The organism is Bradyrhizobium sp. 26S5 (assembly GCF_036923295.1).
Lineage (GTDB): Bacteria > Pseudomonadota > Alphaproteobacteria > Rhizobiales > Xanthobacteraceae > Bradyrhizobium > Bradyrhizobium septentrionale.
Genome location: NZ_CP145948.1, coordinates 3,828,217 through 3,839,506 on the forward strand (window position 1 = coordinate 3,828,217; position 11,290 = coordinate 3,839,506).

Sequence of the window (11,290 nt, forward strand, 5' to 3'; positions counted from 1 at the left end):
CCATCGGCGCGGCAGACGGTGGAGATGCGTGTGCGGGCAGGTGACAGCAACGTGTCCGGGCAGCGATCAGGCCGGCCAATCTGGTCGGAGGCGGCCGAGCGTTTCCCGCCGGCGGACCGAATCCTTTCGACTGTTCTGATACGACAGGCCGCACAGTACGGAGATGGCACGCTCCTTGTCTTTGGCAAGACGCGATGGAGCTATGCCGAGACCGCCAGCATTGCGGCTGCGTCGGCCGCGCGGTTGATGCGAGCCGGAATTCGCGCCGGTGACCGTGTCGCCCTGATCTGCTCGAACCGGCCGGAATTTCTTGAGGTCTATCTCGGCTGCGCATGGATGGGGGCCGTCTGCGTGCCGATCAACACGGCGCTGCGCGGGATCCAGCTCAGCCATATCTTGCGCAATTCCGGACCGAAGCTGCTCGTCGTCGAGGCGCCCTTCATGCCGGCCGTCGCAACGCTGGAGAGCGATGTCGCGCCGCCCGGTGTGATCTGGACGATCGGAGAGGGCGGCGAGCCCTTCTCCATGCCGGGGCCGATCGCGCCACTACCTCCGCTCGGGGAGGGAGTGCCGCCTGCGCAGGCCCGGCCCGGCGACACGGTCGCGATCCTCTATACGTCAGGCACGACAGGACCATCCAAGGGCGTTTGCTGCCCGCAGGCGCAGATGTTCTGGTGGGGGGTCTATTCGGCGCGCGCGCTCGGCATCGTCGAGGGCGATGTCCTTTTCACCACGCTCCCGCTGTTTCACACCAATGCGCTGAACGCATTCTATCAGGCGCTCCTGAACGGCTGCACCTACGTGCTCGAGCCGAAATTCTCCGCCTCCGGCTTCTGGGCCGCGGCGCGACGGCATCGGGCGACGGTTGGCTATCTGCTTGGCGCGATGGCCGTGATGCTGCTGGCGCAGCCGCCCTCCGAAAATGACACCGCGCACCAGCTTCGCGTCGTGCTCGGCGGCGGCGTGCCCGGCCGGTTTCACGGTCCGTTTCTGGCGCGTTTCGATGTGCCGCTGCTCGATGGCTATGGCTCGACCGAAACCAATTTCGTGTTCGCAAGCCCGATCCCGTCCGATCGCCCGGGCACCATGGGTTATCTCGCCGACGGCGTGGAGCCCGTATCGTCGATCCCGACGATACGGTGCTGCCGGACGGCATCGCCGGCGAATTGCTGCTGCGTGCGCGCGAGCCGTTCGCATTCGCGACGGGCTATTTCGGAATGCCCGAGAAGACGGTCGAGGCCTGGCGGAATCTCTGGTTTCACACCGGTGACCTCGTCATGCGCGACACCGACGGTCACTATCATTTCGCCGACCGGATGAAAGATTCGATCCGCCGGCGCGGCGAGAATGTTTCGTCATGGGAGGTCGAGCAGGTCCTGCTGAGACATCCGGCGATTGCGGCTTGCGCCATCTATCCGCTGCCATCCGAACTTGGCGAGGATGAAGTTGCTGCGGCGGTCCAGCTCCGGCCCGGCCATGCGCTCGAGGCCATCGATGTGGTCACGCATTGCGAGGGACAGATAGCCTACTTCGCCATTCCGCGTTTTGTCCGGATTGTCACCGAGATGCCGCTCACCGAGAACGGCAAGATCAGAAAGGTTGTGCTGCGAGAGGCCGGAATGACAGCCGACACCTGGGACCGCAACGCCGCAGGCTACATACCCGCCGCTAAGATCTGCGCTGGGCCGCAGGCGCAGCTTTCCCCAGTGACTTGTGCAGATCGCGAGGGCAACCAGAATGCCGTGACGATCCGGGTCTTCCAGGGCGAGCGCGAGATGGCTGCCGACAGCAAGTTCCTCGGCCAGTTCGATCTCGTCGGCATCGCGCAGGGCGCCATCGCCGTCGACTTCGGGCGGAACCCGAAAGGCGCTAACGTGGAAAATTTCCAGGGCATGTGAGGCGGTTCACATCGCGATGCTGCGGTCAGCACTAATCAGATCATTGCAAAACTTCTTCGGGGGCAGCTCCAACCGAACGGAGATTTCGCATGAAAGGTCTGATGGTAGCGGCCTTCACCGTTTTAGCGTTTGTTACCGTAGTGCTCGGCATCCCGCGATCACACTCGGTCTCGTCGGTCGGGCGGGCCGATATGGCAAGCAGTTCGACATTGCAGGAACTACAACGCGGCGCTGCCAAGTTGCCGGCCGAGGACTTTGACGACCGGTCCTTGGTCTTCCCGAGAGAGACGACGCGCTAGACAGCCACCTGTCAGGCGAAGCGACCCGCAGCCGGGATCAACGCTGAGGGCACGCTTCAGATTGAAGCCTGGTCGGGCGACGAACGCTACGGGCCTAAGAAGGAGGCTGGAGGTGAGTCGTGGCTTCGGAGTAGGCCAAGCGATTCCAATTCACCTCGATGAAGGTCGACCTCCAGGATAGCCAGGAGAGACGTCAGCACGACCGCGACAAAAATGAGCGATGGTGACGTTTCACGGGGCACGTCGCCACCGTGTGGCGAAATCGAATTGCGAAGTGACCGCCACAGCGAAATGAGATGCAGATACGTCTTGGGTCGTATTTGCATGCCGTCATCCTTGACGCTTCAGGTTCAGCTTAGGAGCCGGTGCCCGTAGGTTCAAGCCGACAAGACGCCATTGCGGCATTGAGTAGCGGGGCTGATCCAATCCCGCGGCGCAGCATGGAAACCGAACGACGGCTCTCGTCGTTGACCCCGGTCAAGCGCGCGCAAACTATCTCTGCAGGGCAACGGCAACGTGCCGGAGCCGACCCGCGAGCCGCCGATGAACTGGCTCTCAAATCTGTGCGTCGTTGCCGCCCTGTGGGCATTTGATGCAACGGCGGCGCAAGGTCAACTCGCGGGTCATGGCGGACCCGTTCGGGCGATTGCGATCTCGAGTGATGGCAACAGTGCTCTGTCAGGCAGCTTCGACACATCGGCAATTCGATGGTCACTGAAGACCGAATCCGCCGAACAAGTCCTGCGTTTTCACTCCGATGCGGTGAATGCGGTCGTCTTCCTCAGGGATGGACGAATGGCGACCGCCGGAGCCGACGCGCGGATCGCGATCTGGACCTCCGGCCGGGAGCAGCCGAATCAGGTTTTCGAGGGCCATCAGGCGCCAATCGTTTCACTCGTCGTCTCGCCGGATGGAACGAAGCTCGCCACGGCGTCATGGGACCATACGGTTGGCGTCTGGTCACTCGCCGACGGCGCGTCGCAGGTGCTGAAAGGGCATACACAGAACGTGAACGGAGTTGCCTTCTCTGCCGATGGACAATCGCTGGTCAGCGTCGGTTACGACTGCGAGTTGAGGATCTGGCCGATGGCGGCAGGAACGCCGGATGTCGTCCTGCTCCCGTCACCTCTCAACGCCGTGGCAGTCGCGCCCGACGGCGAAATCATCGCGGGCGGAGGCGACGGGAAGATCCGATTTCTAACATCGAACGGGCATGAGACCGGCGAGCTTGCGGCCGGGTCGACCCCGATCGTCGCGTTGGCGCTCTCCACGGACGGCACGTTGATCGCGGCAACCGGAATTGGCGGAGGCGTCTCCGTCATCGACCGAAAGGCGCGGAGCATCGTGCAAACGCTGGTCGCTCAGGGAGCGCCGAGTTGGTCGGTGGCATTCCTGCCCGACAATGCAACATTGCTGACGGGGGGCGCGGACGGCAGGATCCGGCGCTGGAACGCGCGGACGGGCGATCCAATCGGCTCGTCGCTGCGGGCTGCGCAAAGCGATCCCCTGGCACCCTATGCGGGAGATCGCGGCGCCCTGGTGTTTAGGGCGTGTATTGCGTGCCACACGCTGTCCGCGGAGGAGCCGCAGCGCGCCGGCCCCACGCTCGATGGCCTGTATGGTCGCAGGATTGCGTCGTTGCCGGGATATCGCTTCTCCAACGCGCTGACGAAAATGGATATCGTCTGGACTCCCGAAACGGTGGCAAGGCTCTTCGAGCTCGGCCCGAATACCTATACGCCGGGTACAAAAATGCCGGAGCAGCGGATCGGGTCGGTCGAGGACCGCAAGGCGCTCACGGATTTCCTGGGGCGTGCGACGTTGGGGCGACGGTAGCGGCCCGTTACAAAAGCTTCATGCAGCTAGAGCGTTTTCGAGCGAAGTGGACACCGGTTCGCGTGAAGAAAACGCGTCAAAACAAGAATCTAGAGCTTCGGTTCTGATTCAATCAGAACCGAAGCTCTAGAAGCCGGGCCATTTCTCTACCGGGAGGCTCGTTATGTTCGGATACTCCTTGATCAATCTGATGACGTCGACGTTTGGATGTTCCTTCAGGGCCTCGGAGACGCAATTGTTCACGTATTTCCGGCGCGCGAGCCACTTGACCTTCCTGCCCTTCGCCTCCGCCTTGCAGGCAACGATCGCCTGTTTCAGGGCGATCTTGTCGGCTTTCGACAGGCGCGCGGCTTCGACGGGCGCCGGCATCATCCCTGCGCCAAGGGCAACTACGACGGCAACGAATGCAAAATGAGCTTTGGTGAGATGAGACATGGTGCCCCTCCTAAGTGTGCCGCTTCCCACAGTTGAATTGGTCCTAATTCTTGGTTTCCCGTTCGCGCAGATAATCGTCGGTCGTTCGACGCGCCGCGCGTTGTGGTACGCCGGCAAACGGGTCGAACTGTTGCTCGCTCATGGTGATCACGCGGCAATCCGCGCACATTCTGACCGTATCGAGCCGCTTGTCTCCGGCGGGATACATCCAGTGCCGGCCCTCGAGCTTCGCCGCGATCTTCTCAATCGTGCTCTTCACGCCAAACGGCTTGTTGCAGCGGATGCAAAGCGCCGGCTCTTCCTCCTTGATGATCGTCGCCGGGGCCCTGGCGGCACGGAAGTCGATCTGCGGCTTGAGCGTGATCACCTTTTCCGGGCACGTGCTTTGGCACAGACCGCACTGCACGCAGGCATCTTCGACGAATTTGAGCACAGGACGCTCGGGATCGTCGCGCAGCGCACCGGTCGGGCAGGCCGACACGCATGACAGACATAGGGTGCATCCCTCCACATTGACGCTGATCGCGCCAAGTGGTGCGCCGTCAGGCAGCGCGATGACGTCGACAGGCGACGGCGCCAGGCGGTGCAACTCGTGGAGCGCGAGGCGAAGCAGTTCGCGCCGTTTGCCGACGGACCGGAAGGTCGCGGGATGCTCGACGGTCGGCGCTGGCTCGATCGACCAGAGCGTCTTGCCGAGTGCGTCGGGATCGTCGGTTTCGATTGCGTCGACCCTGCGTCCTGCGAACCCAAGTCCTTTCAACCCAAGTCCTGCAAACCCAAGTCCGGAGATAATCGCATCGGCCATCGCGATCGTCTTGAAGAGGCCAGCGACGTCATGCCGCGGCTTTGCGCGAAGGAGAAAGCGTATCCCCGCGGCACCATAGGCGAAGGAAGCGACGACGGCCTCGAGGCCAACCTGCGTCACCTCGTTCACCGCGAGCGGCAGCACGCTGGCCGGCAGCCCGTCGCCATGGCGGGCGAGCGCATCGATCAGCGCAGTGCCGTGCTGGCTATCGTGGAACAGGACGACGGCATTGGTGCCGCCGGCTGCGTGATAGGACAAAAGCATCGCGCGCAATTTGTGCAACAGCGCGTCGGCTGGCGGCAGGGCATAGGTTGCCGCGCCGGTCGGACAGGCCGCGGCGCATTGGCCGCATCCGGCGCAGACCTCCGCATTGATTTTGACGTGATCGCCATCCGGTGTGATCGCCCCGGTCGGGCAGAGATCGAGGCAGCGATGGCACCCCGTTAGCTTCGACCGCGAATGCACGCAGAGCTCTGCGGTGAAGTTGACGTATTTCGGCTTGTCGAAACTGCCGACGAGATCGCGCGCCTTGAGGACCGCGCGCAGCATTGCGGGCGGGTCTGCGGGGTCGACGCGGAGATAACCTTCGCGCAAATCATGCGCGGGAAAAAGCGGCATCCCGCCGGAAAGATCCAGGATGAGGTCGCAGCGCGACGTCAGGCCGTTGCGCGGAGCCTCGAACAGCAGCGCCTCGCGCGAGGAGGGGCGAGCCGCGGCATAGTCGTCGATCACAAGCTCGAAGGCGCCCAGATGTCCCTTGGCGTTGCGAATCGTTCCCTTGACGATCGGGAACGATGTCGTCGCCGGTGGTGCAATCTGCGCTGGCCGCGTGATCATGACCGTCACGTCGAGGTGATCTGCCAGCAGCTGGCCCGCTTCAACCGCGACGTCATCGCGGCCGTAGATCAGGATCACGCCCTCGCTCGACAAGGTGACAAACGGGTAGGCTGGTACGGGCTCGGACGCTGCAGCGAGCAGCCCCGCCATTTTCGGCCCAGCCTGTCGCCCTTCCAGGGACCACCCTGCGGTCTCCCGGATGTTGACGAACTCTGTTCTTTCCGAGCGGCCTTCCATCGCGTCGGCGAACAGCGGCGCCTCCTGGGTGCAGCCGACGATCATCGGGCCCGCGACCTTCGCTGCATCGCGAAACCGATCCAGCTCGGCTCGGCACAGGTATCGGAATTCGGCGATCTCGCTGTTGCGACATCCTCGCTTGATCGCAGCAGTGTCGAGACGCATCGTGTCTTCGCACGAGCAGATCAGGATCGTCTTCGGCGAATCCGGCATACGCGGCTATTCACCTCCCAAAGCGGTCGGGGGACGAGGGGGCGGACTCGCGCCGTCCCCGTTGCTCGGATAAGCTATTATCACATGGGAAGAAATGGAAGCTGGAGGTCCGTCTGTCGCCGACCGTCCGCACGCGCTCATCGATCCTGGAGCCCGTTGACCTGCCTCCGCCGTTCACGCTGGTGAGGCTGCGCGAGACGCGCGATGCCTTTGCCCATGCCATCGATATCGCGGAGGAAAGCGGGGCAGGTACGCTGACCTATGTGGGGCGCTTCGATCTTGCTGAGTTCGCCGTCGTGCTCGAACCCGCCGAGCCCTTATGCACCGCGCGCCGCGCCTTCTATGCCGCCATGGTGGCATTGACTGACGCCTTGCGCGCCTATGCACCCCCGAACAAGGAGGTCGCCATCGATTGGCCGGATGCGGTCCGTGTCGACGGCGGGCTCGTCGGTGGCGGCCGGCTTGGCTGGCCGTCGTCCGCGAAAGAGGATGAGCCGCCGCGCTGGTTGGTGTTCGGTGCCATGATCCGGACGGTTGCGATGACCGAGGCGGAAGCGGGCGTGCATCCACTCGTTTCGGCGCTCGATCAGGAGGGCTTTGGCGAAGCCGGCGCGGTTCAAATCACGGAAAGCTTTGCGCGGCACCTGATGCTCGCGACCGAAACCTGGCAAGTCGACGGTTTTGACGCCCTCGCGCGCGAATTCCTGAGCCGGCTGACGGACGAACGGCAGACCTCGCGCACGGTCGCTGACAACGGCGATCTTCTGGTGCGCCGGGTTGGAGCAGATGGGACCGAGCGGCGCGATTTGAGGAAACACCTGCTATTGCCTTCGTGGCTCGATCCGAAGCTCGGAGGGCTGCGCCTGTGAAGCTCTTGCGCACCATCGCGCTCGATCCGTCCGACACGTTCGTATTCGACGTGCCCGCGGAGCCCGGCGAATGGGCGGTGCCGGGCGCGTTCCGCTTCCTTGATCGGGATTTGGCGCAACTGGACGGTAAGGACCGGTCCGCGTTCCGCGGCGGCTTTCTCGGAGTGCAATCCTGGGGCTGGTCGACGCTGGCGCAGATCGTTCCCGCGACCGCGGACGATCGCCGCGCGCTGGTGGAGCTGCTGGCGAAGCGGCTCGTCGAACGGTTCGGTGCGCCGGATCTTGCAACCGCGCACGTGGCGGCGGAGGAGGAGGTTGCCTTTGCGCAATCGCTCTGTGCCCATCCGATCAGCACGCTGATTGCCGTCCATCGCTCGGTGCGGGATGGCGAGGTCCGCGAGTCCTTCCGGAGCTTGCGGCTGCGCGGGGGGCAAGGGCACGGCAAGGCGTTCTCGTTCATGGAGGTGGAGGATGATGCCGAACCCGGCGGCGATCTCGATCTTGCCGACATGACCAAGGAGCCGGGGCGATGAAAGATTTGGCGATGAAGGATTTCTGGATCGCCTGCGGCCACCATCTGCTCGATCGCAACGCGAGCGGCGGGCTCGTTGTCACGGATGAATACCTGAAGGCCTATTTCGCGCGCCCCGAACTGATGCCGCCGGATGATGCGTGCGCAGTCGAGCGTCGCCTGCACCGGCAATTGCTGTCCGATCCGCGCCTCCCGGTCGGAGACACGGAGGTGGCCGCGATCGGTGATGCCGACGCGCGGGAAAACTGGCAATTCGTGCTGGCATTTCGTGACCTCCTGCTGCGCCATCCGACACTGGAGGCGGCCTATCTCGCGACGGTTCGTTCAGGTTCGGTCAATCTGCCACCGCTGTTCATGAACCAGCTGGTGCATGTGATCCTGCGCAATGTGCTCGATCGCTGCGAGGATCCGTTTCAGCTGCGTGCAGCCGAGTTGTTCTTTCGGCCGCAACGGATCCTGCCGCACGAGCATTTGCTGCTCCTGGGCGACGATGAAATCCTTAGCGGGCGTAGCCCGACGCCGGTGCAGTCGCTGATGTCGATGCTGGACGCGACGAGCGATATCCAACTCGACGTTCTCAGCGAGGAGAACGCCGACGGCTATTGGCAACGCAGTGACCAGTTCGATATGGCGCTTGATCTGACCGGCGGAGGGCGGGGGCAGGCCGCGCTGGCCGACGCGATGCGGCGTTGGGTCTCGCATCTGCTCGGGATCGATGTGACGATCGAGCCGCTGACCGAACTGCGCAACGCAGAACTCACCTGGTATGTGGGCCTGGATTCCGAAGCGACCCGCATCGGCGACCGGCTTTGGCAGGGCGAATCCCTCGACGACCGCACCGCGGGGCGCGTGCTGGCGTTGTTTCGGCTGAGCTTTGCGGATCCCGGCCTGATCGTTGACACCGCGGGGCGTACGCCGGCCTATCTGATCCTTGCAATGACGTCCGATCAGGTCGTCCGGATGAAACCCCAGAACTTGCTGGCGGGACTGCCAATCAAGCATCTGGAGGCTGTGACATGAGCCCCGTCGCCGAGCCGCTGGTCCGTATCCCCGTCGGCGTCGTGGTCGAGCGCCGCAGAGCGGATTCTCCGTGGATCGACGTCGTCTGGCGCAGCGTCGGGGTGCTGCCGGATGAGCCGGAGATGACGCCGTGGACGGTGATCCGCGAGCAGGATGGAGTGACGCTGTTTTACGCCGGCAGTGCGACAGTCGATCTCTACCGCTCGGAAACCGATCGCTACCGCGACAATCTCACCTCCGGTGCGCCCAGCATCTGGATCGTGTTGAGCCCTGCCGAGGGAGCCTCGTCCTACCTCCTTTCCGCGGTCACGGCCGATCCCGCCGAAGGGGAGGCGTTCACGGGGGCCGGTGCCAATCTCGTCGAAGCGGTGCCGATGCCCGAGGTGCTGCGCCGGGCGATTGAAGATTTCATCGCCGAGCACCACGTCGAGAAGGAGTTCTTCAAGCGCGAGCGGAGCCGCGCCGATCCGGAGGCGCTGGCGCAGCGGCGCCATGACGGTGGGCACGAATGAGCGAAGACGACTTTCTGGCGCGCTGGTCGCGACGCAAGCAGGCGGCGAGGGACGGCCACGCTGAACCGAGACCTCCTGAACCACCCGCCGAAGCGAATGCGCCGGCGGTGGCCGGCCCTGACGTGGCGGAGCCCTGTCCCGCCCAGTTGGACTTGTCGAGCCTGCCGCCCATCGAGTCGATTGATGCCGCGACCGACGTCTCGGCCTTCCTTCGCAAGGGCATTCCTCAGGAATTGAGCCGTGCTGCGCTTCGCCGGGCCTGGAGCGCCGATCCTGCCATTCGCGACTTCATTGGGCTCGCGGAAAATGCCTGGGACTTCAACGACCCGACCGCCATGCCTGGCTTCGGTCCGCTGGACTATTCGGCCGAGCAGGTTGACGCACTCGTCCGCCGCGTTGTCGGGGACCTCGTGCAGGCCGCCGAGAATGCGACCGACGCGATCGAAGGGACTGTCGAAGACGCCATGCGACCGACCGTTGCTGCGGTCGACGATTTGGTGCAAGCATCAAATCCGGTGAAGGCGCGCCCGGATCTCTCGCTGTCCGATGAGTCCGCAACCCCGGAATTGCCTTCAAACTCTGCTGCACCGCAACTGCAAGGCGCGAGCGAAGAGACCGCCGTTCGGCGCCGCACACATGGTGGCGCGCTGCCCCGGTAGGGTGCGACCAAATGCTATAGCCGCAGGCTATGCCATCGATTGACCGCCCTCCGGCACCCGAATAGTCTTTGTTAAGCAAACGCAATCAAGCGCTTGGCCCCTAGGATGGGAGGGCGGCGTGCGCGATGCGGGCCTTGAACGTGCCATCGATGCCGCGGGCGGCGTAGCCCAGCTAGCCCGGAAAATCGGTATTGCCCAGCCCTCGGTGTCGAACTGGAACCGGGTGCCGGCGCAACGCGTGATTGCAGTCGAAGTCGCGACGGGCGTCTCGCGAAAAATTCTTCGTCCCGATCTCTATAGCGAGCTTGCGATATCGGACATGCTTGATCCGATCGAAGCCGGACGCGCGCAGGAATACGCACTGCTTGCGACCCTGCTCTCGTCGGCGCCGTCGCGAGACCTCCTCGAAAAGATCGCGCAACTGAACGGCGATGTGACGCCGCTTGGGCGTGCCCACTCCGCTCTAGCGGAGGCCGCTTCGATCGCGGTCGCAACCGAGGTCGAGCGCGAATATTTTGACCTGTTCGTCGGCGTTGGGCGCGGCGAGCTGCTGCCCTACGCGTCCTACTATCTGACCGGCTTCCTCAACGAGCGCCCGCTGTCGCGACTTCGTGACGATCTGGCCGCGCTTGGCATCGAGCGGGTGGAGAGCAATCCAGAACCCGAGGACCATGCGGCGACGCTATGCGAGATCATGGCGGGCCTTGTGGCCGGTCGTTTCCCGGCGTCGCTCACAGCACAGCGCGTCTTCTTCGAGAAGCATGTGTCCCGCTGGATCGGACGTCTGTTCGCCGACATGGCGAAGGCCGAATGCGCCAGGTTCTATCGAGCGGTCGGAGCGCTGGGATGCGTGTTCCTGGAGATTGAAACTGAGGCCTTCAAGTTCGCCAATTGACCGGATGCCCCGGTCCAAGGAGAGGTGCAATGAGCGATGAGAAGAAAATGACGGCAGGCCGCCGCGACTTCCTTCGCAAGGTCGGAATCGGCACGGTTGGTGCAGGCGCCGCGCTGGCAACCCCCTTGATCGCGCCGGCGCAGGCCGACAGCGAGAGCGAAGCTGAGAAGCGCAAGGCGCGCTACAGGGAAACCGAAGACGTGAAAGCGTACTATCGCGTCAATCGCTATCCACGGTGAGGGA

13 protein-coding genes are annotated in these 11,290 nt (G+C 63.8%); 11 read left to right on the plus strand and 2 right to left on the minus strand.

All coding sequences use genetic code 11. From position 1 onward, the window contains the following. Positions 1–24: 24 nt before the first annotated feature. The 4 genes from V5279_RS17510 to V5279_RS17525 all read left to right on the plus strand — a co-directional run bounded on the left by V5279_RS17510 (position 25) and on the right by V5279_RS17525 (position 4,033). Positions 25–1,320: an AMP-binding protein gene (locus V5279_RS17510; protein ID WP_338699400.1), complete on the plus strand. Its 1,296-nt coding sequence runs from the start codon at positions 25–27 to the stop codon at positions 1,318–1,320. Further along, positions 1,278–1,898 carry an AMP-binding enzyme gene (locus tag V5279_RS17515; protein WP_338699402.1) on the plus strand — a complete coding sequence of 207 codons (621 nt, stop codon included), beginning with the start codon at positions 1,278–1,280 and terminating at the stop codon, positions 1,896–1,898. Before V5279_RS17510 ends, V5279_RS17515 begins: the two co-directional genes overlap by 43 nt. A gap of 89 nt (positions 1,899–1,987) precedes the next feature. Continuing rightward, entirely contained in the window at positions 1,988–2,197 is a 210-nt protein-coding gene (locus tag V5279_RS17520; RefSeq protein WP_338699404.1) for a hypothetical protein, read from the plus strand. 543 nt (positions 2,198–2,740) lie between these two features. After that, positions 2,741–4,033 carry a c-type cytochrome gene (locus V5279_RS17525; protein ID WP_338699406.1) on the plus strand — a complete coding sequence of 431 codons (1,293 nt, stop codon included), beginning with the start codon at positions 2,741–2,743 and terminating at the stop codon, positions 4,031–4,033. 126 nt (positions 4,034–4,159) lie between these two features. On the opposite strand, the gene V5279_RS17530 is transcribed toward V5279_RS17525, so the two are convergent. Continuing rightward, the gene (locus V5279_RS17530) at positions 4,160–4,468 is read right to left on the minus strand and encodes a hypothetical protein (protein WP_224741665.1); all 309 of its coding nucleotides are present in this window, start codon (positions 4,466–4,468) and stop codon (positions 4,160–4,162) included. Positions 4,469–4,511: 43 nt separating this feature from the next. Continuing rightward, a complete protein-coding gene (locus V5279_RS17535; protein WP_338701248.1) occupies positions 4,512–6,512 on the minus strand; it encodes a 4Fe-4S binding protein in 2,001 nt (666 codons plus the stop codon). 230 nt (positions 6,513–6,742) lie between these two features. Between V5279_RS17535 and V5279_RS17540 the strand changes: the two genes are divergently transcribed. The 7 genes from V5279_RS17540 (at position 6,743) to V5279_RS17570 (ending at position 11,286) form a co-directional block, all read left to right on the plus strand. Beyond that, positions 6,743–7,429, plus strand: a complete 687-nt coding sequence (locus V5279_RS17540) for a biotin/lipoate--protein ligase family protein (RefSeq protein ID WP_338699409.1) — start codon at positions 6,743–6,745, stop codon at positions 7,427–7,429. After that, a complete protein-coding gene (locus V5279_RS17545) occupies positions 7,426–7,962 on the plus strand; it encodes a DUF6505 family protein (protein WP_338699411.1) in 537 nt (178 codons plus the stop codon). Before V5279_RS17540 ends, V5279_RS17545 begins: the two co-directional genes overlap by 4 nt. Positions 7,963–7,973: 11 nt before the next feature. Then, positions 7,974–8,981, plus strand: coding sequence for a DUF6352 family protein (locus V5279_RS17550; protein WP_338701249.1), 1,008 nt, complete (start codon positions 7,974–7,976; stop codon positions 8,979–8,981). Continuing rightward, the gene (locus V5279_RS17555) at positions 8,978–9,493 is read left to right on the plus strand and encodes a DUF3305 domain-containing protein (protein WP_338699413.1); all 516 of its coding nucleotides are present in this window, start codon (positions 8,978–8,980) and stop codon (positions 9,491–9,493) included. The genes V5279_RS17550 and V5279_RS17555 overlap by 4 nt, the downstream gene beginning before the upstream one ends. Further along, on the plus strand, positions 9,490–10,152 hold the full coding sequence (locus tag V5279_RS17560) for a DUF3306 domain-containing protein (RefSeq protein ID WP_338699415.1): 663 nt from the start codon (positions 9,490–9,492) through the stop codon (positions 10,150–10,152). The genes V5279_RS17555 and V5279_RS17560 overlap by 4 nt, the downstream gene beginning before the upstream one ends. Positions 10,153–10,270: 118 nt before the next feature. Beyond that, positions 10,271–11,047 carry a Cro/CI family transcriptional regulator gene (locus tag V5279_RS17565; protein WP_338699417.1) on the plus strand — a complete coding sequence of 259 codons (777 nt, stop codon included), beginning with the start codon at positions 10,271–10,273 and terminating at the stop codon, positions 11,045–11,047. 29 nt (positions 11,048–11,076) lie between these two features. Next, positions 11,077–11,286: a twin-arginine translocation signal domain-containing protein gene (locus V5279_RS17570; RefSeq protein WP_338699419.1), complete on the plus strand. Its 210-nt coding sequence runs from the start codon at positions 11,077–11,079 to the stop codon at positions 11,284–11,286. Positions 11,287–11,290 lie beyond the last annotated feature (4 nt).